20 protein-coding genes are annotated in these 22,756 nt (G+C 49.3%); 6 read left to right on the forward strand and 14 right to left on the reverse strand.

Annotated elements, in window-relative coordinates; genetic code table 11:
• The gene (locus ABFZ84_RS06620; protein ID WP_369313174.1) at positions 1-339 is read left to right on the forward strand and encodes a Kazal-type serine protease inhibitor family protein; all 339 of its coding nucleotides are present in this window, start codon (positions 1-3) and stop codon (positions 337-339) included.
• Here the strand turns inward: ABFZ84_RS06620 and ABFZ84_RS06625 are convergent, their stop codons facing one another.
• Genes ABFZ84_RS06625 through ABFZ84_RS06640 form a run of 4 tightly spaced genes read right to left on the reverse strand, consistent with a single transcriptional unit; the run spans position 340 to position 4,295 of the window.
• Positions 340-1,275, reverse strand: coding sequence for a lysophospholipid acyltransferase family protein (locus tag ABFZ84_RS06625; protein ID WP_369313175.1), 936 nt, complete (start codon positions 1,273-1,275; stop codon positions 340-342).
• Positions 1,272-2,270: a tetraacyldisaccharide 4'-kinase gene (lpxK, locus tag ABFZ84_RS06630; protein ID WP_369313176.1), complete on the reverse strand. Its 999-nt coding sequence runs from the start codon at positions 2,268-2,270 to the stop codon at positions 1,272-1,274. Before lpxK ends, ABFZ84_RS06625 begins: the two co-directional genes overlap by 4 nt.
• On the reverse strand, positions 2,260-3,585 hold the full coding sequence (locus ABFZ84_RS06635) for a 3-deoxy-D-manno-octulosonic acid transferase (RefSeq protein WP_369313178.1): 1,326 nt from the start codon (positions 3,583-3,585) through the stop codon (positions 2,260-2,262). The genes lpxK and ABFZ84_RS06635 overlap by 11 nt, the downstream gene beginning before the upstream one ends.
• Entirely contained in the window at positions 3,582-4,295 is a 714-nt protein-coding gene (locus tag ABFZ84_RS06640; protein ID WP_369313180.1) for a lysophospholipid acyltransferase family protein, read from the reverse strand. Before ABFZ84_RS06640 ends, ABFZ84_RS06635 begins: the two co-directional genes overlap by 4 nt.
• Positions 4,296-4,394: 99 nt before the next feature.
• Between ABFZ84_RS06640 and ABFZ84_RS06645 the strand changes: the two genes are divergently transcribed.
• Positions 4,395-6,167 (forward strand): ABC transporter ATP-binding protein, encoded by a 1,773-nt coding sequence (locus tag ABFZ84_RS06645; RefSeq protein WP_369313181.1) that lies wholly within the window; start codon positions 4,395-4,397, stop codon positions 6,165-6,167.
• 1 nt (position 6,168) lies between these two features.
• Here the strand turns inward: ABFZ84_RS06645 and ABFZ84_RS06650 are convergent, their stop codons facing one another.
• From ABFZ84_RS06650 to ABFZ84_RS06670, 5 genes are read right to left on the reverse strand one after another with little or no spacing between them, the layout of a single operon-like run.
• On the reverse strand, positions 6,169-6,864 hold the full coding sequence (locus tag ABFZ84_RS06650) for a fused DSP-PTPase phosphatase/NAD kinase-like protein (protein ID WP_369313182.1): 696 nt from the start codon (positions 6,862-6,864) through the stop codon (positions 6,169-6,171).
• An 8-nt stretch (positions 6,865-6,872) separates the two neighbouring features.
• Positions 6,873-7,106, reverse strand: coding sequence for a DUF4170 domain-containing protein (locus tag ABFZ84_RS06655; RefSeq protein ID WP_369313183.1), 234 nt, complete (start codon positions 7,104-7,106; stop codon positions 6,873-6,875).
• 24 nt (positions 7,107-7,130) lie between these two features.
• Complete coding sequence (locus ABFZ84_RS06660) at positions 7,131-8,474, reverse strand: TldD/PmbA family protein (protein ID WP_369313184.1); 1,344 nt, start codon at positions 8,472-8,474, stop codon at positions 7,131-7,133.
• A gap of 56 nt (positions 8,475-8,530) precedes the next feature.
• Positions 8,531-9,172 carry a glutathione S-transferase family protein gene (locus ABFZ84_RS06665; protein WP_369313185.1) on the reverse strand — a complete coding sequence of 214 codons (642 nt, stop codon included), beginning with the start codon at positions 9,170-9,172 and terminating at the stop codon, positions 8,531-8,533.
• A gap of 4 nt (positions 9,173-9,176) precedes the next feature.
• Positions 9,177-9,890: a glutamine amidotransferase-related protein gene (locus tag ABFZ84_RS06670; RefSeq protein ID WP_369313186.1), complete on the reverse strand. Its 714-nt coding sequence runs from the start codon at positions 9,888-9,890 to the stop codon at positions 9,177-9,179.
• Positions 9,891-9,979: 89 nt separating this feature from the next.
• Here ABFZ84_RS06670 and ABFZ84_RS06675 point away from each other — a divergent pair, with 89 nt between their 5' ends.
• The gene (locus tag ABFZ84_RS06675; RefSeq protein ID WP_369313187.1) at positions 9,980-10,759 is read left to right on the forward strand and encodes an enoyl-CoA hydratase-related protein; all 780 of its coding nucleotides are present in this window, start codon (positions 9,980-9,982) and stop codon (positions 10,757-10,759) included.
• A 2-nt stretch (positions 10,760-10,761) separates the two neighbouring features.
• Here ABFZ84_RS06675 and ABFZ84_RS06680 read toward each other — a convergent pair whose 3' ends face one another.
• Positions 10,762-11,022, reverse strand: coding sequence for a PGPGW domain-containing protein (locus ABFZ84_RS06680; protein ID WP_369313188.1), 261 nt, complete (start codon positions 11,020-11,022; stop codon positions 10,762-10,764).
• Between the two features lie 200 nt (positions 11,023-11,222).
• On the opposite strand from ABFZ84_RS06680, the gene ABFZ84_RS06685 reads away from it, so the two are divergent.
• Both ABFZ84_RS06685 and ABFZ84_RS06690 read left to right on the forward strand, forming a co-directional pair.
• On the forward strand, positions 11,223-12,758 hold the full coding sequence (locus ABFZ84_RS06685) for a UbiD family decarboxylase (RefSeq protein ID WP_369313189.1): 1,536 nt from the start codon (positions 11,223-11,225) through the stop codon (positions 12,756-12,758).
• A gap of 2 nt (positions 12,759-12,760) precedes the next feature.
• Entirely contained in the window at positions 12,761-13,339 is a 579-nt protein-coding gene (locus tag ABFZ84_RS06690; RefSeq protein ID WP_369313190.1) for a PhnA domain-containing protein, read from the forward strand.
• A 1-nt stretch (position 13,340) separates the two neighbouring features.
• On the opposite strand, the gene ABFZ84_RS06695 is transcribed toward ABFZ84_RS06690, so the two are convergent.
• The 4 genes from ABFZ84_RS06695 to ABFZ84_RS06710 all read right to left on the reverse strand — a co-directional run bounded on the left by ABFZ84_RS06695 (position 13,341) and on the right by ABFZ84_RS06710 (position 19,565).
• Positions 13,341-14,180 carry an ATPase gene (locus tag ABFZ84_RS06695; protein ID WP_369313191.1) on the reverse strand — a complete coding sequence of 280 codons (840 nt, stop codon included), beginning with the start codon at positions 14,178-14,180 and terminating at the stop codon, positions 13,341-13,343.
• Positions 14,181-14,264: 84 nt separating this feature from the next.
• Positions 14,265-15,614 (reverse strand): HlyD family type I secretion periplasmic adaptor subunit, encoded by a 1,350-nt coding sequence (locus ABFZ84_RS06700; protein ID WP_369313192.1) that lies wholly within the window; start codon positions 15,612-15,614, stop codon positions 14,265-14,267.
• A 19-nt stretch (positions 15,615-15,633) separates the two neighbouring features.
• On the reverse strand, positions 15,634-17,847 hold the full coding sequence (locus tag ABFZ84_RS06705; RefSeq protein WP_369313193.1) for a peptidase domain-containing ABC transporter: 2,214 nt from the start codon (positions 17,845-17,847) through the stop codon (positions 15,634-15,636).
• Positions 17,844-19,565 carry an ABC transporter transmembrane domain-containing protein gene (locus ABFZ84_RS06710; protein WP_369313194.1) on the reverse strand — a complete coding sequence of 574 codons (1,722 nt, stop codon included), beginning with the start codon at positions 19,563-19,565 and terminating at the stop codon, positions 17,844-17,846. The genes ABFZ84_RS06705 and ABFZ84_RS06710 overlap by 4 nt, the downstream gene beginning before the upstream one ends.
• Before the next feature lie 179 nt (positions 19,566-19,744).
• On the opposite strand from ABFZ84_RS06710, the gene ABFZ84_RS06715 reads away from it, so the two are divergent.
• Positions 19,745-22,756, forward strand: a 3,012-nt coding sequence (locus tag ABFZ84_RS06715) for a cadherin domain-containing protein (RefSeq protein WP_369313195.1), incomplete at its 3' end; no start/stop codon positions are given.

Here is a 22,756-nt window from a genome sequence, read left to right on the forward strand (position 1 = left end):
GTGATTTGGCTTAAATCATTTGGTGTCGTTGTCGTCGCAATGTTTGCGGCGTCGTGTATGGCAGTGCCCAATGATGAAGGCCCAACATTCGGTGAAACCGGCGGTATGTGCGGTGGTTTTGCTGGTACAGCATGTCAGGCGGATGATGATTATTGCCGCTTTCAAGCCGGCACTTGCCATCAGATCGCCGACGTCGCGGGGAAATGTACGAACAAACCTCAGATTTGCACGATGGAATATCGTCCAGTCTGTGGTTGCGATGGCAACACCTATCCCAGTGCGTGCTCTGCTGCGAGCAAAGGGGTTAGTGTTGCGAGCGAAGGCGTTTGCAAAGAATAGTCAAGCGCCTTTTGGCCAGCGTCGGTGGAACCAAAGCCACTGACCTGGTCGCGCGCGAATGTCTTTTTCTATAGCTAAATTCATCAATGCCGTCAGGTCGTAGATATCTTTATTTAGATCTCCGCTTGGTGTGAACGCTAGTGGGTCGTGGAATTGAATATTGAACCGTGCGCCGTTTAATCGCTCTATACTGACGGGTGCGAGCGGGATTTTATACTTCAATGCCAACCGCGCCGCCGCATTTAGCGTCATGGCAGGGATGCCCATAAATGGTACAGAAATCCCGCTATTTAGTTTTTGATCCGTTAGCATTAAAAGCGAGCGTTTTTTATTGAGGGTGTCAAGCAGCGCGCGACTACCACGTTTCCCTTTCGGGATTTGGTATCGTGACATTACCTTTCCCCGTCGATTGATGATATATTCATCGGTAAGCGGATTGTTGGCAGCGCGATAAACGAAGCTTTGATCAACGCCTAATGATTCGAAAGCTGTTGGAATGACTTCCCAATTTGCAAAATGGCCTGAAAAAAAGATCGCAAAATGGCCATCCGTGACCAGGTCATCAAGCTTGTCTTTCCCTGTGATCGTGACGCGGCCGTTGGGAAGGTTCGGTTTTAGCTGTTCCAGGTGGGTAAACTCGGCGGCTGTTCGACCTAAATTTTCCCAGACTTTTTTTGTTGTGGCATTAATTTGCTTATCCGACCAATCGGGGAAGGCTTTGCGTAGATTATTTTCCGCGCGCATAGAGACAGACCGAATAAGAGGGCCGACGATGCGCAGGAATTTACCCGAAACGAACGATGCGCCATTGAGACCGAGAATTTTAAAAAAACCGCTCAACATCAAGACAAGCCCAAGCTCAATGCGATGCATGACGGTGACCGGCCGATCTGGTCGGCGTTCGGGTAATGGAATATCGTCAGTGTGTTTTTTCATGATGAACTGGCGGCGTGGATATTTTCAATCTTTTTCAACTTTGCCAAAACCTGCTGTTTTAATCCATCCGCATCATTGATGTGCATAGCGACACGTAAAGGCATTACGTGTTTTTTGAAATCTTCCGGCAATCGGACAAAGTCTTTTTCCGTTGTCATTAGCTGGGCGTTTTCTTTGGTCGCATCGCGCAATAAAACGTCAAGTTCGGCCTGTGAAAACTGATGGTGATCTGGAAAGCCAATAGCCTTTTCGACGTCAAAACCTTGTCGGGAAAGAAGGTCAAAAAATTTCTTTGGGCGGCCGATCCCTGCAAAAGCGATAACTTTTTGGGGCGATACCCTTCCTACAGGCTCAAGCCAAGCATGAAAATCTGTGCCCGTGATAGACTGCGCTTCTGCTTGAGTGTCTCCGACAGCAATCACGAGATCAGCACGTTTTTTCGCTGAGGCCAGTGTTTCGCGAAAAGGCCCAGCGGGGAAAGTTAGCGGATTGTCACTGGTGCTTTTTTTGTCGACCAGTAAAATTGAAATGTCCTTGTGAAGCGTCGGATTTTGATAACCATCATCCATTAGAATTGCTTGTGCACCATGCTCAACGGCCAGCGCAGCCCCCGCAGGGCGGAAACGGGATATAATCGTGTTTCCGCGCGCCGCAAGCAAGAGGGCTTCATCACCTACTTGATCAGCGTCGTGATGGTCGCGGTCTACAAGGGTCGGACCAGTGAATGACCCGCCAAAACCACGTGTCAGAAAACAGCTCTTTATACCGTCTTCTAAAAGGAATTCATGAATGCGTAAAGCAAGAGGTGTTTTGCCGACCCCGCCCAAAGTTGCGTTGCCAATACATATCACCGGGACAGACGCATGGTGACTGGCAGTCATCGCGCACCGTAATTTATGGGCGTATTGATATGCGAAGGCTGCGGGCCGAAGCGCCGTTGTTATTGCCTTTGCGGTCATGCTGGGGCTTTGCCAAAACCATGGCTCACGCATCATTGGTTTTTTCCGCGTTGGGCAGGTTTGGTTCTAATACGGCGCATACGTCGTTCAGAATTCGTTCAGCATCGTTTTCTGCGGCCTTGCGGGCTGCATCTGTCATAGCGCTGCGTGTTTTGTCGTCAGCGAATAATCGGCGCACAGCCGAAGCTATTTCGCGATCATTGCGCACTAACGCCGCGCCGCCGCCAATACGCATGCTGGCATAGGTTTCGACAAAATTAAAAATATGTGGGCCATGTAGGATCGCAGCACCGAGGCGGGCTGGCTCAAGCGGGTTATGGCCACCTTTTGCGGTTAGGCTACCACCAACAAAGCTGACATCACAAAGCCGATAAAACACACCAAGTTCGCCCAACGTATCGGCGATATACACATCCGTTTCCGGCGTGATCGGCTGATCTTTCGACCGTTGTGCAAAGCGAAGTCCGTTCTCGGTGCTTAGTTCCGCAACATTGTCCCCGCGCCCGGGATGACGTGGCGTAACGATTGTAAGAAGGTTGGGAAATTCCGCTTTTAGGATCTTGGCCGCAGCGAAAATGCTCTCTTCTTCGCCGGGGTGGGTGCTTGCTGCCAACCACAATGGCCTGTCGCCAATTTCACGTTTGATGTTCTCAAGGGCTTGGTCGTCTCCGGGTAGAGCCGGCGCAGCGTATTTCAGATTTCCGAGCGTTTCTACGTCGCGACCAGAGAGCATTGTCAGGCGTTCGGCGTTTTGTTGGTCTTGTGCCACGATGGTGTCAAACGATGATAGGATAAATTTAATTGCGTTGGGCTGACGTTTCCAATCATCAAATGAACGCGGTGAAATACGCCCATTCACCAGTGCCATGAATTTCGCATGTTGGCGCGCCGCTAGAATAAGGTTTGGCCAAAATTCAGATTCAACGAAAATCGCTGCGTCTGGTCGCCAATGTTCCAAAAAGCTGGAAACATAGTCCGGGTGGTCGAGCGGGATGAACTGATGAAAGGCACCTTCGGGCAACCGAGCTTGCATCAGGTTAGCAGAAGTTACGGTTCCGGTCGTGACAAGGAATTGATAGTCGGGTCGTAGGCGTCGCAACTGTTTAACCAGTGGGATTACCGAAAGTGATTCACCGACACTTGCACCGTGAATCCAGATAAGCGGACCGTTTGGCCGGGCACAGCCAGCCTTGCCTTTACGCTCGTCTATTCGCGACGGATCTTCTTTTCCGGCTTTCAATCGGCGCTGTAAAGCAAAGGATGCGATAGGCTCACCGGCCCGACTGATCGAGCGGTATAATTTTAGGCCTAGCGGTTCTCGCAATTCCGTATTCATATCCAACGGTGTCATTCTTTCTCTGCGTCGCATCGTCCCGCAAGGGCGTCAACTTTATGAGTGACGTCCTTTAACGCGGTTTCAAGATCGAGCCTGAAATTCTCAAGATCCGCTGCGCTTGCGTCATGGGGGACGGTGATCGGCTTTCCGGCAAGGTAATACCCCTTAGAGAACGGAGCTGCCAATAAGAACCTGTCCCAACTGGACATATGCTTACCCCGGGTGACCGAATAGGCAGCGGGAACAATCGGCGCGCCGCTCATCTGCGCTAATTTGATGACGCCAGGCTTGACCGTTTTTGCGGGGCCGCGTGGGCCGTCAGGCGTGAAGCCAACGACGGACCCTTTTTCCAGAGCGGCGATCATTTGGCCAATCGCTGATGCGCCGTGTTTATTTTTACCGGCCTTTTTGGGATTACTCGCTGAGCCGCGGATGAACTCAATACCAAAGCCTTTCACCCCGCGTGCAACGATTTCGCCGTCTCGGTGGGCTGATATTAACATATAGACCGGCAAGCCTGTTTCGCGCCGGATTGCAGCCCCCATTAGCAAACGCCCATGCCAGAAGGTGATGATGACGCCTTTACCGCCGTCAGCGGCAGATTGGAAATGCTCCCGGCCCAGCAAGGTCCAGCGCGTCGTCCTGTAAACCAGACGGATATATGACCCGATCGCAAAACTGGCGAGCGCAAGTATGATTGAGCTTCTGGCGAGGCGTTTCAGCATGTCAAAAGGGGGTTCCCCAATTCCTGCAACGGGTCAATAGCTTGCGTCTGATCGCGGCGCTGGCAACAATACCGCGACTGACTGGATATAGGAGTAAATGTGAGCGCCCAACCCCCAACGTCATTTGCATCCACTTGGTTGCTTGCGCGCCGCCTTTGGCGTGAGCATTTATCGCGCTATTGGCCACGTCTCGCCATGTCATTGGGATTTATGGCGATATATTCAGGTGCAAATGCGGCAATCGCTTTTGGCGTAGAGTGGATATTTTCGGGTCTTTCTGGTGCGTCCGGCGAAGACGTACCGGCACTATCCCAAATTAGCATCTTCGGGCCCGTGGTGATCATTGGGTTGGGGCTTATTTATGCGGGGTCACTTTATGCGATTAATCGGCTGAATGCCGGGGCGTCGTTGTCGGCGCTGCGTGATCTGCAAAACGATATGTTTTCAAAGTTGACGGCGCTCGACTTTGCGCAAACCCGTAAAGAAGCTTCGGGCCAATTTATATCCCGTTTCACGAATGACGTCACTGTTCTGCGGGAGACATTAAATCGCGTGGCTAGCGGTGTTCGTGACCTGCTGACATTTGGCGGACTTTGCGCAGCAATGCTTTGGTTCGATGCAGTTCTGTTTCTGATCGTTATTATTGTTTACGCTGGGGTCGGATTGTTTGTTGGCTATATCGGAAAAATGTTGCGCACTGCGTCTCGTCGTGCCCAGGACCAAGCCGGTGATGTAACATCTTTGATCGGCGAAACTGTAGCCGGCGCAAGGATGGTCAAGACCTATCAAATCGAACCGCTGGAGCGAGCGCGCGCGAATGCGGCGTTTGATGAACGTCTGCGGTTAATGAAAAAGATGGCTTATACCCGCGCAATGAATGAGCCAATCATTTTTGTGGCCGGTTCTATGGCGATTTCTTTGGTGATCGCGGCAGTGGCAATGCGTATTTCATCAGGTGCGATTGAGTTTTCGGAGTTCACCGGGTTTATGACCGCTCTTATGTTGTTATCTGCGCCTGCGCGCGGTTTAGGAACATTAAATGCAGTGGTACAAGAGGGCTTCGGTGCATTTGAGCGCATGCTGTCCTTGGTTGATCAGGTGCCTGAAATCACCACTAAGTCGAACGCTACGGAATTGACGCGTGGCGTGGGAACCGTTCAATTTGAAAATGTTCATTTCGGCTATGGTGATGGCGGCAGTGCGCTTAACGGGATTGATTTAGAGATTGCTGCCGGATCTATGGTTGCGTTGGTTGGGGCCTCAGGTGCCGGCAAGTCCACGCTAATCAATTTATTGCCGCGTTTATATGAACCAACAGACGGGCGCATTCTAGTAGACGGCAATGATATTCGTGATGTGACGTTGCGATCGTTGCGAAGTCAAATGGCGCTCGTCGCGCAAGATGCTGTGCTATTTAACATGTCGGCGCTTGAAAATATTGCATTTGGCCGGCCCGAAGCGGACCGCGGTGATATTATACGCGCAGCAATTGATGCGTCTGCAAATGATTTTATTGCGGCTTTGCCTAACGGATATGATACACCGCTGGGTGAGGGCGGGGCGAATTTGTCCGGTGGTCAGCGGCAACGCATTGCGCTTGCCAGAGCGTTTCTAAAAAACGCTCCAATCCTGTTGTTAGATGAAGCGACATCGGCTCTTGATGCTGAGTCAGAGGCGCAAATCAACGCCGCACTTAAGCGGTTGACCAAAGACCGAACAACTCTGGTGATCGCACACCGCTTAGCGACTGTAAAAGATGCAGACATTATTGTCGTAATGGATGGTGGTCGGATTATTGAAACAGGCACTCATGATGCGTTAATAGAAAAAAACGGTGCCTACGCTAAGCAAGCAGCGCTCCAGTTTTCTTAGGCTATTCTCGTCTAAGAATTATATCCGTTAACAGAGTGCCGATGGGCGTCGGTTGAAACTCTTTTTTCGTTTGCTCCGGATCGTATTCTGTTTCGACCCAATCAAAAAAAGCGTCAACGTCCGAAAGCGAAATATTGTTGTCTTTTGCGTATGCAATGTAGCGATCAAAAGCAAAGTCAATCACGCCGGTTTTACCGTGCTTGACGTGGCCATATTTGAAGGTGAGCTGATCTAGCGCACGATCTAGTGCTTCACCTTCGTGCAGGAACAAAAAAAGCGTGGCCATTAGTCCAGCTCGATCTGCCCCGGATTTGCAGTGCATAATCGCTGGGTATTCTATCTTGGAAAACATTTTCCGCGCGTTGCGGAGTATTTCTTTCGACGGTGCATCACGGGAATAGACGCGAAAATTTATGAGGTTTAACTCCAGCCTTTTACAGGCTTCTTCTTCGAGAAAAAGGATGCCGTTGGGCTTGTCACCGCGAAGGTTGATGACCGTCCGAATACCGCGTTTTTTCCAATCCGCGAGATCGCGCGGAGAGGGCTGGTAAGTCCGCCATAGCTTTTCAGCGGAAACCTCATGGGTATTGTCATAGATTTTGCGCAACACACCGTGATCGCCGAGCATTAACTCCCGCCAAGCGCGCTTGCGCCCTGCGGAAGTTAGAAACTCATCACGGGTGAGTGGCGTTGCCATGGGTCAGCTTAGAATTTCCCGTCGCCGTCTGGATCAAGCAATTTGTGCATGTGAACAATGAAATACCGCATATGAGCGTTATCGACCGTTGATTGGGCTTTTGAACGCCAAGCCTTCGACGCTGATTCATAGTCAGGAAAGACACCCACAATGTCGAGATCATTGAGATCGCGGAAGCTTACCTCTTCGAGATTTTCTAGTTCTCCACCAAAGACGAGATGAAGTAGCTGTTTGTCAGACATGGAATTACTCCGATTAGGATAAAATTAATCGCCAGCGATAGTCATCGCAGGCAGAAGAACGCTTGGTGCGTTGATGGCACCGCGGAATTCAAGGTCATCTGCGGGGATTAACCCGGCATACATTTCGAGAATATTCCCAGCGATTGTGATTTCGCTAACGGGATAGGCAATATTGCCGTCCTCGAACCAAAATCCCGAACACCCAACAGAATAATCACCCGTATTCGGATTAACCTGTGGGCCAAACATGTCTGTAACCAAAAGGCCGTTGTTGGCTTGATTAATTAGGTCGCTGAATGTTGACGATCCGGTTTCTAGGTAGAGATTGGTTGAACCTGATCCGGGGCCACCGCCGACGCCTCGCGTGGCGCGGCCGTTGGTTTCTAGTCCCAACTGGGCGGCTTGTGCGGTATTCATAAACCATGACGTCAGTTCGCCATTTTTAATGAGATCGATTCGTGAGTTCGATATGCCTTCGCCATCGAATGGCCGTGACCCGGCACCGCGACGGATATGCGGATCATCGATGATGTTAATGTTATCACCGAAAACCCTTTCGCCCATTTTGTCTTTAAGAAAACTAACCCCGCGCGAAATCGCGCCGCCGTTTACCGCGCCGACGAGATGCGAAAGCAATGACCGTGATAAGCGATTATCAAAGATGACGGGCGCTGTCTGGCTTTTTATTTTTCGTGGGCTTAGGCGCCGGACGGATCGTTCTCCGGCATTTGTGCCAATGATATTGGCCGTCAGGAGGTCGGCTATATGGGTTTTTGAATCGTAATCATAATCGCGTTCCATACCGTTGTCGTCTTGCGCGAGAACGCTAACAGAAACTGAGTGATTTGATCCGCCGGATTGGCCAAAGAACCCGTGGCTGGTCATCAGCCATTTTTGGCCTTCGCTATAACTTGCGCCGGCGCCGGATGAATTGACGACACCTTCGACAGCGAGCGCTGCGGCTTCACATTCGGCTGCGCGTTCTTTGAGGGCCTCGGTGTTCGGCTCTGCATAATCGCCGAGATCAAGCTCTTTGAATGGTTCGGATGCTAGCCGTTCCTTGGGGGCGAGCCCGCAATATGGATCTTCGGGGGCTGCTTTGGCCATGTCGGTGCAGCGTTGGGCGAGATCCTTGAGTGATTGTCTTGAGTGATCGGTTGTGGAAACCGAGGCCTGCCGCTTGCCGACCATCACCCGAAGCCCTAGATCAGCGCCTTCTGAGCGCTCGACGTCCTCCAAGTTTCCCATGCGCCAGGAAACGCCATGAGAAACCGAATGATATAAGACGGCATCGGCGGCTTCTGCGCCTGCGGCGGTGGCATCGGCGATGAGTGCCGCTAAAATATCTTGTGCTGTTTTACTTTGCATGGCGCGGAGATAAAGGCTTGCGCGGCGCTTCGCAAGTTATGAACTGGGGGGAACGCTTAAGAAATGCCGATTTCTGCTCGCGCGCCATCCTCCCATTCCTTCATGACGGGTAGGTCGATTATCATGTCGCGATATGCGCTTGCTTCAGCAGAAAGTGCTACAGGGCCATAGGTGGTAAGCCGCGAGACAACTGGTGCGTACATGGCGTCTGCGATTGAAAACTGACCAAAGAGAAAGTCGCCGCCCTTTCCATAGTCGCGGCGACACATCGTCCAGAGCGTATTGATTCGGTCGATATCCCGCTGAACACCCCCAGATGTGACGTGTTTCAAGTCGCGGTGGGTGACCTGCATCGGCCAAACGGTTCGTAGTGCGGAAAAGCCAGAATGCATTTCAGCAGAGACTGCCCTGGCTGTGGCGCGTGCTAGCGCAGCCTCTGGCCAAAGGTTTTTCTCGGGGAATTGGTCATTGAGGTATTCTGAAATGGCCAATGAATCCCAAACCGCGGCTTCTCCGTGCTGGAGGAATGGCACAAGGCCTGAGGGAGACTTTTTATTTAATTCAGCCCGGCTTTCCGGGCGGTCTAGTTTGATATTTTCTTCTGTAAACGGAATGCCGGCATACTTCATTAAAAACCACGGGCGTAACGACCAAGAAGAGAGGTTCTTATCACCTATGGTCAATTTAATTTCCGGCATGGTTTTAACTCGCGTTTTGAGTGAAGAAATTCGCGATCCACTGTCCCATGAGATCGCGATCCGTTCTATTTTGATAGCTGTCTACGCCAACACCAAATCGATCTGGTGGTATTCGATCTTCGCGCAGTTTCAAGAGTGATAACCCGTAGTCATGACCAAATTCCGGGTGCTGTTGAAACGAAATTGCTGGTCCTTGCGCATATTCAAGAATGCCCGCCGGGCAAAATTCCGACCCGCCGAGCGTCCGTGCGCCTGAGGGTGCTTCGATCACTTGGTCCTGATGAGAAACTGCGCAAGCAATTTGGTTGGCAGCGGGTACCATCCACGAAGCTTTATTGCTGATGTTATAGCGATGCACGCCGACGCCCCAGCCGCGTTCTGATTTAATCGCTTTTCCACCAAAAGCCTGTGCCATTAATTGGTGTCCAAAACAAATACCCACTTGTGGCTTACCAGCCGTGGCGGTTTCCTTGATTAAAACTTCACACGGGGCGATCCACTTGTGCTCCTCATAGACACCTGCGGGCGAGCCGGTAATCAAGAGTCCATCAAAACTGCTGACAGGCGGGAGCCCCTCGTTAGTGAGCGCGTTTGCCGTCGAAAATGAAAACTGGGGTGCATGTGGGCTAATTAACCGCTCAAACATTGAGGGATAATCACCAAATTGGCCTTTTAGTGGTTCCGGCGGTTCACCCGTCACAAGGATGCAAATGTGCATTTTCTAGCCTCTTATCTGTACCAAGTTCTTGATCCCTAGCCGGTCATCGCGTCAAGTCAGAAATCAAGACTATGATAAAGGAATGGCCCATGAGCGAACATATTTCCGTGAAGCAGGAGGGTGCGATTATGCGCTTGGGATTTAATCGTCCTGAAAAGCGCAATGCGATTACTGCTGAAATGTACGGTGCCTTGGCTGATGGATTAGCCGCAGCTAATCAAGACCCAGCCATTCGTGTCGTGCTTTTTGAATCAACGGGCGATATTTTCACCGCAGGGAACGACATCGCTGATTTCATGTCGGGTAATTCGAACCCAACTGATACTCATGATCTTCCCCCGGTAGTACGATTTTTGGAGGCGGTTGCTTTGGCGGAGAAACCCTTGATCGCCGCGGTGCAGGGCGGTGCAGTTGGGGTTGGGGTGACCATGTTGCTTCACTGCGATCTGGTTTTTGCCGCTGAGAGCGCCACCTTCCATACGCCTTTTGTGGATCTTGGATTAGTGCCGGAGGCCGCATCCAGCCTATTGATGCCCGCAAATATTGGCCATCAATTAGCCGCAGAAATGTTGATAGCAGGCAAAAAAATTGATGCGGTTCGTGCGTGTGAGTTTGGTTTCGTGAACGAGATTGTAGGGGCGGGCGATTTGGCTGCGACGGCCACAAGAGAAGCCGAGGCAATCGCGGCAAAAGCCCCGGCAGCAGTTCGGTTGACTAAGAAATTGATGAAGGGCGATCTCTCACCGGTCCTTGCGCGGATGAAAGAGGAGGGCAGCTTGTTCGCAAGCCAACTTCAATCGGCGGAGTTTCGTGAGGCGGGTATGGCATTTATGCAAAAGCGAAAGCCAGACTTTTCCAATCTTGGTTGATGTTACTCGGCCGGATGGGTCTTATCTATTGTGTTTTTAATCACCGGTGGAAATCGATGTTGATAGCGGCGGAGTTTTTCATCGAGAGCTGGCCACCTGGACCGCATGTGGCGGATTAACCGCTGCACCATGGGCACGTAAGGGGCCAATAAGGCGCATCCCAATGTTATCATGATGAGGCCAAAAGGAAGCGGCAAGGGCAGTACAATGAGCCCCGCAACAATCAAAGTTGCACCAAAAAACTGATGAATGATCGGCAACATGCCGAAAACGCTCCCGCAAAAAAGAAAACTACGGCAAACGCCGTCGAAATAAACTATGCGCCACTATAGCTACCGTAAAGGGGAATGGTGAAATATAGGCTAAATCCGTTCATTCCCATTGTATTCAGAAATCATATAGGAATGGCACCGCGCGTTCGCGACGCATAGGAAGTTTCAAATCGGCAAGGTAATCTCGAAAAATGTCTTATCAATCTCTCCGAGACTTTATCGAAAAGTTGGAAAAAGCGGGTGAATTGATCCGGGTTTCTGAACCCGTATCTGTTGACCTTGAAATGACTGAAATTCAAACACGGTTGCTCGCCGAAGGCGGCCCTGCGGTAATTTTTGAGCGCCCTGTGATGGAAGACGGTTCAGAATCGTCAATGCCAGTTCTGGTCAATTTGTTCGGCACGGTGAAGCGCGTAGCCATGGGGGTGACGCTTGAGGGCAAGGAGCGAACCACAGGCGAAGAGTTGCGGGAGGTCGGGGAGCTTTTGGCTTTCTTACGTCAACCAGAGCCACCGGGTGGATTAAAAGACGCGGTGGCAATGTTGCCATTGGCCAAGACAGTTATGGCAATGAAGCCTGCGAGTCGTGATTGGGGTGCGCCTTGCCAAGAGGTAGTCAAGACCGGCGACGAGATAAACCTAGACGAATTCCCTATTCAAATTTGTTGGCCGGGGGAGCCAGCACCACTGATCACTTGGCCATTAATTGTAACCAAAGGGCCATCAGAAAAGCGGGAGGATGACTATAACCTTGGCATCTACCGTATGCAGAAGATGGGACCAAACAAAACTATTATGCGATGGCTAAAGCATCGCGGTGGCGCCCAGCACCATCAGCGTTGGTCGAAAGTGCATAATGAGCCATTACCAGCGGCGGTGGTGATTGGCGCAGATCCAGGAACGATACTGGCGGCAGTAACGCCAGTCCCCGATACGCTTTCTGAATATCATTTTGCAGGACTGTTGCGCGGGAAAAAAGTTGATCTTGTTGATTGCAAGACGCAGCCACTAAAAGTGCCGGCCCATGCGGAAATAATTCTTGAAGGATATGTTTCGCTTGACGAGTATGCTGATGAAGGTCCGTATGGCGATCATACTGGATATTATAACTCGGTTGAGAGATTCCCAACATTCACAATAACTGGGATCACCCATAGAAAAGATCCTATTTATCTCTCTACATTTACGGGGCGTCCGCCGGATGAGCCGAGTGTATTGGGTGAAGCGTTGAACGAAGTTTTTATCCCTCTAATACAACAGCAATTCCCGGAAATTACAGATTTCTGGTTGCCGCCTGAAGGGTGTTCATATCGAATAGCTGTAATTTCTATGAAGAAAGCGTATCCCGGCCATGCGAAGCGCGTGATGATGGGCGCGTGGTCGTATTTGCGCCAGTTCATGTACACCAAATGGATCATTGTTGTTGATGATGATATCAACGCCCGTGATTGGAAAGACGTCATGTGGGCTGTTTCGACAAAAATGGATCCAGCACGTGATATTACTGTTATCGAAAATACACCCATAGATTACCTTGACTTTGCTAGCTCAGAGCCAAGCCTTGGGTCCAAAATAGGTTTGGATGCGACCGACAAATTGCCGCCCGAATCCAAAAGGGAATGGGGCGAAGAAATCAGAATGTCTGAGGGCGTTATAAATCGCGTTGACAAATTGTGGTCAAAACTCGGCTTGCCAGGCAGTGGCAAAAGAATTTGGAAATCATTTTAGTAATGGCCATCGAAAATATTTTGCGTGAACGAGCCGGTAAAAAGTGCGAACTTTGTGCAAATTCGGAAAATCTATCTGTATACTTCGTACCTCCACATAATGATGGAGCTGTCGATAAATCTATACTTGCCTGCGCAACCTGTACGGGTCAGATCATGGAAAACGCAGATATTGATGTACATCATTGGAGAAATTTGAACGACAGTGCGTGGAGTCAAATCCCTGCAGTTCAAGTGGTGGCGTGGCGGATGTTGTCGCGCCTTCGAGATGAAGCATGGGCCCGGGATTTGTTGGAAATTCTCTATCTTGACGATGCTACAGCGGCTTGGGCGCAATCAGGTATTGAAGCGTCCGACGAGGTCGGAATTCGGCACATAGATTCGAATGGTACGGAGCTCGCTGTTGGCGATTCTGTTGTCCTTATAAAGGATCTGAATGTGAAGGGGGCTGGTTTTACGGCGAAACGAGGGACAGTGGTGCGAAACATCTCGTTATCGCCTAACAACGCGAAGCATATTGAGGGAAGAGTTAATTCACAGCAGATTGTAATTCTGACTGAGTTTGTAAAAAAATCGAATTAGATCAGCTTTCGCTACGAGCAGAATCAACTAAGTCGAGAAAATCTTCAGGTGTTCTTACTTTTTCGATTTTATTCGCAGGGATAGTGATGCCCCACCCATCTGCCATTGCTTGATAGCGTGGGCGTCGCCACTCAATTAATCGCGCAAAACCCCATCGAATAAAATGGTCAGGATCAACATTTTCTTCTGCGCAACCTGTTTCTGAAAGGTAGTCTGCCCAGACATCGCGAAGAAAAGTTTCATTGTAGAACATTGGTTTCGGATTTTTATCAAAACGTGTTTTTAGTGCGCCGGCATGAGAATCATCGCCAGCTATATATACAAGCAGGCAGGTCTGGCTCAGGGTCCGTAATACAGGATCATTTTCATCTTCTGGGTCTACGACCTCGCAGATTGATCCGCCAGTATCGCAAATAAATCGGTCATAGCCGTAGATGCTCCGTGCTTTCTCGACAAAAAGCGGCGTATCCATCAGTGCTCGAATTTCTGCGTCTTGGTGCTCGCGTTGACGTCGAATATATTCGTCAAACGGGATGCCTCCCTTGCTGGGGTCGCCTGGTTTTCCTAAATAGGTCGAGAGTGGGTCGAGATTGTCGAATGTAATATTTGACGAGATGTAAATCGAATCGGTAAGTAGTAGTTCGCGCAGAAGCGGGACTTTTGTTGCTTCTCTTTTAAAGTTATCGACGATTGCTTCATCCATATATCGAGTACCAATCCGGTAATCGATAGAGTAGTGAAACCAGCGATCCTGACTTCGTAGAATCGAAGCAATCCGCGTTTTTCCAACGCCGGACATGCCCATTACGGCAATCGGATCACCCCTTTTATACGTTCTCATCAGTCCTAATTCCGCGAAATAAGTAACTCGTCACTTTGGCTTAACGGGTTAAGCGACTTCTGCCAAATTCTTTTCGACGTGATTTTATCGTTCTGTAAACGCACGATCAACGGACCTAGCAACGGGCTTAAGAATATATCGCATAAAGCTACGCGATTGGGTGACGATTTCTGCTCGTACTTGCATACCCGGCGATATTGGCCGTTGTTGTCGACCTTTGCCGATAATCTGCTGCTCTAACGCGATATAGGCGATGTAATATGGTTCTCCGGAGCGTTCATCGGTAAACGTATCTGCGGATATATGAGATACCGCCCCAGGAATTTTGCCGTATCTATTTGGATCAAAAGTCGTAACCGAAACATCGGTTTTGAGCCCAGCAAAAACATGGCCGATATCTTTTGGGTTCACTCTTACTTCTGCCATAAGTTCAGCGTCCGTTGGGGTGATTTCCGCCACGGTGCCGCCGGGTCGAACGACATCACCTTCGCCAAATACCAATACATCATTTACGATTCCTGCAATTGGTGCCCGTACGGTTAGTCGATTTGATCGGTCCTTAAGTGAAGCCATGGGTTCCTTAAGTTCCGCCAATTCGCCAATAACGTCGGCGCGCTCCTCGGCAATACGGTTATGATATTCAGCTAATGAACGCTCGCGTTCGGCTTTAGCACTGGCATAGGCGCGATGTGCTTGCTCTAATCTTGATCGTGCCGCAGCGCTACTAGCTTTGGCAGACGCTGCCGCTGATTTTGCTTTGAGGTATGACTGTTTTGACGTGTACCCCTCTTCAATCAAGCTTTCTTGAATCTCGAGTTGCTCTGTCGCGTAACCCAAAAGTTCGACCTCAGCATCTCGTTCTGCTTTTGCTCGGTTGACTTCAGATTGCGCGGATTCTTCTTTTGCTTGCAATGTTGCAATAGTTGCGCGGTGCTGCTCGACCGCAGCATCAAAAATCGTTTGTTGCTCGGTGATTGCGTTTTGCCATTCCGTACTCATTGAAGAGAAGTCAGGATTGCGGTTTTCCGCCTGTGCCGACAGACGTTCGGAGCGTATACCCAAGCTCGCATAGCGCGCATTCATCCGGTTAAATTCTCCGCCGCCGCTTTCCGAATTCATCACAATTAGCGCTTGGCCTTTTGCAACGACATCACCCGGAGAAACGAGCACTTCTTCCACGATGCCGCCTTCGAGATGGGCGGCGGCGCGCGACGAACCGTATGCTGCGATTGTGCCCGGAGCCACGGATAGCTCACGCACATGTGCGATGTTAGCCCATACGAGAAGCAAAATTATTAGACCACTGACTACGGCCATAGCTGCGTTAGCGAGGGCGGGAGGGGCTCCCTCTTCTAGTTCTATTGGAAGCGCGAGTCCGTGACGTTCGCCGGCGTGTAAATGTTCTGCGTGTGGTTTTTGTTTAGTATCGGTCATCGTCTTGCTCATTTTTTGATTATGCCGCAATAATTTTCGGTACGATTTGTTCGGGTGATCCAACCTCACGAACGATGCCGCGATCCATCCAGACGACAATGTCAGCGAGACGCATATGGCTTGGGCGCTGAGTGGTCATAATAACTGCACTTTTGCGGCGCTTTTCCTCGAGTATCGAAAGTAATGCACGCTCTCCATATACATCCAAGGTCGCTGCTGGTTCATCGAGAAGATAGATTGGGGCATCTTTAATGAACGCACGCGCGAGCGAAATTTGGCTCAGTAGTGCATCGGGCCAGGTCGAAAGCGCCATCGCCGTGCAACGCGTATCCATACCTTCATCCAGCGCTGATCCAAAATATTTGTCTATGCCCAACTTTGTTGCGACCTCCATGACTTTATCACAGGTCGCATCTGGCCTAGCTAGACGGATATTTTGCGCAACAGTCCCGTGGAACAGATCTGGGGAAGAAAGCCCGACACCAATGGCATGACGCCATTCTCCTTTGTCTAATTGACGAAGGTCGAGCCCGTCGATGAAGATTGATCCGGCCTGTTGTTGATGTAGACCTAGTAACACTCGTAAAGCCGTAGATGTTCCTGATCCGCTCTGTCCGTATAGGCATAGTATTTGGCCGGGGTTTACATCAAAGGATACACCACGGAGGGAGGGTTCTTTTTGACTCGGATAACGAAATGTTACTTTGTCAAAAACAATCCGGCCTTTGAATGTTCTGGGAATGGTTGGCCCTGTGTTTGGTTCACGTTCGAGTGGAATTTGAACCAAACGGTCAACTTGTTGAATGCTCTGAAGTGTTTGGCCAAGTGTTAAGCCACTAAGAAACATGCTGCGAATTGGTCCGAGCACTCGCCATGACAAAGCCATAACGGCGATAAGCGCCCCAGCGCTCAAAGTGCCTTCAATGACTTGGCTCGTACCGATTGCTAGAACCGCGGCACCTGCTACCGCAACCATCGACTGAGAGAATGTTTGAATGATGAAATTCAACTGACGGGATTTCATATTCGCATAGCTCGCTTCAGCCGAAAGCTTGCGTTGGCGTTTTAGCCAAATATGCTCCGCTCCCAAATCATGGATGGCCATTTGAGCGGATACAGCCTCTACCGTCAGGTTGTTTAACTGGGCGCGCTTATCACCGGCTTTGCGGATAAGCTCATTTGTTTTTGGTATCGCATAAGATGCGATAACAGCATAAAGCGCGACCAAGGATATAGGTACCCAAACCAACGGGCCGCCAATAATTGCAATCACAGCTAAGAAAAGTAGAACGAATGGGAGGTCAAAAAGAGCACCAGCAAGAGGACCGGTAAAGGCTTCGCTCAAAGATGTCATTTGACGAAGTCGTGTCAATTGCGACCCAATCGGCGCATCTTCGGTATGCGCTAGCGCTAGATGCAGCAAGTGCCGAAATGCTGTTTCATTCAATTGTTCATCAAGTCGCGCGCCGAGATAAGCCTGCAGTCTTACGCGAACTTGCCGCAGAATAAAATCAGCCGCGATGATCAGGCCAATTCCTATCGTGAGACCGATCAAAACATCTGTCGATTTTGCGCCAACTGCTTTGTCGTAGACGGACATTACATATACGGGCGGCGCAAGGGCCAATAAATTGACGGCAAAACTGATCAGAAAGATTTGAATTATAACGGGACGAAATGCTTTGAAAACGCCACGTGACCATGGGGGTGTCATTCCGGGTGCCGCTTGAGTGCTTTCTATTTGTTCTGGAAAAATTGCTAAAGCATTTAGAGAATTAATTTTACGCTCAGTGGTTTCACCGGTCACGGGATTAAACAACCGAACTGAACCAAGTTCTTCTGCTTGTTCTGCAAGATTAACGCGGCCATCCGAAAACCGGATAAAGCAGGGCAGGAATTCATTACGCAAATTTTTGCTCGAAGCGGGTTCGACGGTAGATGAAAATCCGAGACGGAAAAGCACGGACCGAAACGAAGCGACCGACGTAATGTTATCCGCGTGCGGCATGGATTCAAAAATCCTCCGCTGACCACCAGACCAGCCGATCAGCTTAAAAAAGCGATTGATCGTTGCAATGCAATCGCTATTTGCTGCGCCTTGAAAATTTTTCTTTCCAGAAAATGTCGCACGCAATTTCTGTTGCATTTGATGAACGGGATGCGTTTTGCTTGGGCCAGCGGATTGGCGTGGACTTTCTGCAAAGGGTGTTCTCTGACTAACCTGTTTTATCATGATGCCTGCGCCCGTTGTGGGGCCGCATTTCCGGAAATTGGCGCAATCGAACCGTGTTGAACTTGAAAAGTAGTATCGGCAAGTTTGATTAGTGACGGCCGATGGGTCGAAATAATAATGGTTATTCTTCCTCGTAATCGCATAAGTGCTTCGACCAGACGTTGTTCACCGGAGAGGTCAAGAAGTGTGTTCGCTTCATCAAGTATCAGAACAGAAGGATGCGCCGCGATTGCGCGGGCGATACAAATACGTTGCGCTGTCGGTGAAGGAATGTCGCGTCCAGCGGCACTTTTCAGTAGTGTATCATAGCCGAGGGGCATTCGAACGACTTCGGTATCAAGTCCCACGATCCGTGATGCTGTAAGCGCCGTTTTCGTCGAGTACTCGCCGAACATGGTTAGATTTTCCAGAATGCTGCCGCGAAACAGCGTTGGATTTTGACCGACATATCGAACGGATTTGCGCATATTCTCTGATCCAATATCTGAAGAGATTGAATCGGTTCCGAGGTAGATGGCCCCGCTGGTGATCGGAGTGTCCCCCATGATTGAGCGAAGCAAAGAAGAGCGTCCACTTCCGTCGTCGCCCTTAAGCGCAACAATTTCGCCGGCATTAATTTTAAAACTCAAGTCGGAAAAAATAGGCTTCGAATTTTCGTGCTGAATTGTGGCGAATTCAAAAGTGATACTCTTTGGCGTGATCTTGTTGGGTAGTTTTCTGGGGCGAAGTATTTCGGAGTCACAGCTGGAAAACAGCAACCCTATTCGTTCACGACGGTGGTTCGCCAGCTGGATATCATTTAGACTGGTCAGTGATCGTAACAATGGTTGTAGAAGCTGAGATGATAGCAACATGCAGCACGCTAACGCACCGAGTGTTAAACGCCCGTCTAATACCATTAACGCACCAACGCCAACAATCGCGATGACTGATAGTGAGGCATAAATTGCATTATATGCTTGAGCCGTGCTGCTTAATTGTATGATCTTTTGCGTGATAACGCTCGCCGCTGATTGAAGTCGCTCGAACCGTCTCATCATCAACGGCTCCATTGCTATAGATTTAATGGTTTGCATTGAGCGAAGCACTTCAATCAAAAAGTCCTGTTTCCGTGATTCATGTGCTTCTCGTTCCGCAACCGCTGAATTTAGAGATTGGGTACGACGAGCGGCCAGATATCCAAAGCCTGCAAATAGTGTTAGCACCACGCAAAATACCCACCCGCCTATAAGAACGATGACAGAAGCAAAAATAGGTATGAAAAACACGTCGACTGCTACAACACGGGACTGTCCGCCAATGAACCCTCCTAAACCGGAGATCGCATTGAGGCGTTCGAGATGTTCGCTAGCAGTGGTCCGCTTGAATTTTGATGGACGTGTTGCGAGCATAGATGCTAGCGCTTTTGTGGTTAGTCGATGAGTATAAGATGCGGCTGCCCAGTTGATGACTGACGCGCGAAAGTACTTTAACAGACCATCAATAATCACGACACAGATTAACATCAAGATGAGAGCGGACAAAGTGCTATAGGCGGCATTGGGCAATACACGGTCATAAATTTGTAAGACCGTTAGCGGCAATGCTAGCCCGAGCAGATTGATTATGGCTGATGCAATATATGTGGTTTTATTGAGTGCTGGTTCTGGCAGTCCGCGCACTGCAGGGTCTGGTGCAGGACGAAGCCCGGTTAGCAATGCTCGTGCATTCTGTAACATAGATTAATTTTACTCGTTACGAAATTGTTCAGGCCCTGTTTATGGTTAAATCCTTTCGGAATAATAATTTCAGTCAAAAAAACTGTTCGATTTACGTTTGATTAACTAGCTTGATAAGTTCCTGATTAATTACATTTGGCTAGGGTGCCCTCAGTTGTGTATCAACAGAAGGCATTCAAATGGCTCAAAATTCAAACCCTCGTTCAGGCAATCAGGTTGCTCCGGAATCTGGCAAGCCCGTACACACAAACAGTGATTCAGCAGTTGAACGTGAAGATCTTGAGTTACAATCGGAGCAAGAGGCGCTTAAGAATGCCAGAGAGACGTCGCCTGAAGAAATAACGGGTGGGGATGGCTTTGAGGGCCGAGAGAACTTTCATTACGGGGCACAAAACGCTGAAGATGATTTGGCTGAAGGTTCTAGTTCAGGTAGAACCGACGGTGGCGAATTCTCTGCGGCATCCGACCTCTATGAACTAAATGGAAGCACAGAGGTTTCTTCTGTGCCGGCGCAATCAGCTGGAAAATCTACAGAAACTCGTTTTGTAGATCAGGCCGTATCGCCTGAGGAAGCACAGGTTCATACCGCATCTTTTACGCCTGAGAATTGGCGGATGCCTAGCGCACCAGAATTTTCGTCTGGTGCCGATCCGCAAGTTCAAAATGTTGACATTGGCGAGCAATCGCCGAGCGAAACGGCTTCGGTGTCTACATTAAGGGGGGTGCCAAATAATGCACCGTCAGATCTAGTGCTTTCGTCTCAGGCTGTTGCTGAGAACGCGCCCGGTATTGTTGTTGCTGAACTGAGTGCATTTGATCCTGATAAAAATGATATAGTTTCATTTTCTCTTTCAGAAGATGAATCTGGCCTGTTCGAAGTTGTTGGAAATCAGTTGAAACTTCGAGAGGGGATTTCATTAGATTTCGAAACACAAAATTCGTATGTCGTGACAATTCAGGTTACCGATGAAGATGGTGCCGGTTTTTTTCAAACAGTAACGCTTGATGTAAATGATGTGAATGAAGCGCCGACAGCGCTTACATTATCTGGTAGCGGTGTAAACGAAAATGCAACAGGTGCGATCATAGGTGACGTTTCGGCTTTTGATCCGGATTTTGGCGACGCTTTAAATTATAGTGTATCAGATGAACGTTTCGAGGTGGTTGCCGGGCAGTTGAAACTTAAAAGTGGTATTAGTTTAGATGCCGAAACTGCGAATGCGATCACGTTAGAAATTACAGCGACCGATAGTGAAGGCTTCGAAACTATTGAACGATTTACAGTCAACGTGAACGACGTCAACGAGGCACCTGTTGATATTCAGTTCTCAGAATTGTCAGTGGACGAAAATAACGCAGGGGCGATCATATCAACTTTGACTGCGTTAGATCCGGATGTTGGTGATGTTGCATCTTTCGCTATTGTTTCTGACTTATCTGATAACTTTGAGATTACCGGTAATCGGTTGAAGCTAAAAGATGGGGTTTCATTGGATCATGAAGCGCAACCGAGTTTTGATATAACAATTTCAGTGACAGATCAAAACGGCGCTCAATTTGAAAAGACCGTGACGGTTGATGTCTCAGATATAAACGAAACACCGACCGATCTTTATCTTTCTGATAACAGTGTTAGTGAGAATGAAGCGGGTGCGGTTGTTGCAACGTTAAGTTCATCTGACCCCGATCAAAATGAGAGTCTCACATACACCATAAGCGAAGATAATTCAGGTCAGTTTGAGATTGTCGGGGATCAGTTAAAACTCAAAGATGGCGTTACGCTTGATCGTGAAAGTGAAGCGTCACATGATGTAACGGTTGAAGTGACGGACAGTGCGGGGAATAGCTATCTTGAGACAGTCACGATTGACGTTGCAGATGTCAACGAAGCCCCAGTTGATGTTTCCATTACCCCTAACCAAAGTAATGGTGTGCTGTCACTTAATCAGCGCGGCGGTAACGACGATTACGCTATCGCCTCGAATCTTGAAGGTTTTCCGAATGATGCGCTAACTGTTGAGGTTAGTTTTGCCTCATCTCAAACGGATGTTGGCAATGGTGTTCCGTTGTTCTCATATGCTGCGAGCAATGGTGGGCATAATGAAGCGTTGATCTGGCTGAATGGGTCATCTGGCCGCGTTAGTATTTTTCTTGCTAACAAAAGCTTTGACACTGGAATTTCTAATTCGAGCTTATTGGACGGCGAGCAGCACCAGATTTCATTTAGTTGGGATCAGTCATCGAATGACCTAAAGGTTTACGTTGATGGAGAGCTCAGTTTTTCCCAAAGCATTGAGATACGAGATCTAGTTTCTGATGGTACGTTGGTCTTCGGTCAGGAACAGGACGCCGAGGGTGGGCGCTTCGATACTTCCCAAGTTTTTGAGGGACAAATTTCCGAAGTAAGAATATTCGACTATGCAAGAAGTGAGGATGAAATTTCCGATCATGCCGGTCGTCAAATTGATGACCCTGAAACGGAACCCGGTCTTGTAAATAACTGGATCATGAATGACACAGATGGTGTTGTTGAGGATCTTGTCGGCGTTGATCATTTGCAGCTTAAGAATGGGGCGCAGATTGAGGGTGGAATTGCTTACGGTGTTCCGACCGTTACCGAAAATCAAAATGGCGCAACGGTGGGAACACTGAGCGCTAGCGACCCACAAACAGGCGGAAATGTCACTGAATTCGTGATTTCAGATGACGCGTCGGGAAAATTTGAAATTGTCGGAGATCAGTTGAAGTTAAAACCCGGCGCATCGTTAGATTATGAAAATCAGAGCGAGCATCAGATTACGGTCAAAGCTGTCGGTGCTGATGGGGCCTCTACGGAACAGTTGATTACGGTTAGTGTTGCGGATGTTGACGAGACCAACACAATTACTGGTACGGAAAGGAATGACCGACTTTACGGTGAAGCTGGACAAGACACAATTTACGGCAATGGCGGTAACGATGTTATCAATGGCCGGGGTGGCGCGGACACCCTCTATGGCGGCGATGGGAATGATATAATATACGCCGATTCCCAAGATACTGTATTCGGCGGCGATGGCAGGGATCGCGTGATCACTCAGGGGACAGATGGGATTTCCATCGACATGGCTGCTTCAAGCGTTGAACGTGTTGATGGTGGTGCTGGCAGCGATAAGATTGATGCGAGCGGGATGAAGGAGCGCGTCATTCAG

The organism is Hyphococcus lacteus (assembly GCF_041058985.1).
Classification (GTDB): Bacteria; Pseudomonadota; Alphaproteobacteria; order Caulobacterales; family Parvularculaceae; genus Hyphococcus; species Hyphococcus lacteus.

Bases quoted from the DNA above. Each gene is read 5' to 3' on its own strand.
- ABFZ84_RS06650 (WP_369313182.1), bottom strand. From the start codon at position 6,864: ATGGCAACGCCACTCACCCGTGATGAGTTTCTAACTTCCGCAGGGCGC.
- ABFZ84_RS06660 (WP_369313184.1), bottom strand. From the start codon at position 8,474: ATGCAAAGTAAAACAGCACAAGATATTTTAGCGGCACTCATCGCCGAT.
- ABFZ84_RS06700 (WP_369313192.1), bottom strand. From the start codon at position 15,614: ATGACCGATACTAAACAAAAACCACACGCAGAACATTTACACGCCGGC.
- ABFZ84_RS06695 (WP_369313191.1), bottom strand. From the start codon at position 14,180: ATGAGAACGTATAAAAGGGGTGATCCGATTGCCGTAATGGGCATGTCC.
- ABFZ84_RS06705 (WP_369313193.1), bottom strand. From the start codon at position 17,847: ATGATAAAACAGGTTAGTCAGAGAACACCCTTTGCAGAAAGTCCACGC.
- ABFZ84_RS06655 (WP_369313183.1), bottom strand. From the start codon at position 7,106: ATGTCTGACAAACAGCTACTTCATCTCGTCTTTGGTGGAGAACTAGAA.
- ABFZ84_RS06640 (WP_369313180.1), bottom strand. From the start codon at position 4,295: ATGCTGAAACGCCTCGCCAGAAGCTCAATCATACTTGCGCTCGCCAGT.
- ABFZ84_RS06685 (WP_369313189.1), top strand. From the start codon at position 11,223: ATGTCTTATCAATCTCTCCGAGACTTTATCGAAAAGTTGGAAAAAGCG.
- ABFZ84_RS06665 (WP_369313185.1), bottom strand. From the start codon at position 9,172: ATGCCGGAAATTAAATTGACCATAGGTGATAAGAACCTCTCTTCTTGG.
- ABFZ84_RS06635 (WP_369313178.1), bottom strand. From the start codon at position 3,585: ATGACACCGTTGGATATGAATACGGAATTGCGAGAACCGCTAGGCCTA.
- lpxK (WP_369313176.1), bottom strand. From the start codon at position 2,270: ATGATGCGTGAGCCATGGTTTTGGCAAAGCCCCAGCATGACCGCAAAG.
- ABFZ84_RS06675 (WP_369313187.1), top strand. From the start codon at position 9,980: ATGAGCGAACATATTTCCGTGAAGCAGGAGGGTGCGATTATGCGCTTG.
- ABFZ84_RS06670 (WP_369313186.1), bottom strand. From the start codon at position 9,890: ATGCACATTTGCATCCTTGTGACGGGTGAACCGCCGGAACCACTAAAA.
- ABFZ84_RS06690 (WP_369313190.1), top strand. From the start codon at position 12,761: ATGGCCATCGAAAATATTTTGCGTGAACGAGCCGGTAAAAAGTGCGAA.
- ABFZ84_RS06710 (WP_369313194.1), bottom strand. From the start codon at position 19,565: ATGTTACAGAATGCACGAGCATTGCTAACCGGGCTTCGTCCTGCACCA.
- ABFZ84_RS06680 (WP_369313188.1), bottom strand. From the start codon at position 11,022: ATGTTGCCGATCATTCATCAGTTTTTTGGTGCAACTTTGATTGTTGCG.
- ABFZ84_RS06625 (WP_369313175.1), bottom strand. From the start codon at position 1,275: ATGAAAAAACACACTGACGATATTCCATTACCCGAACGCCGACCAGAT.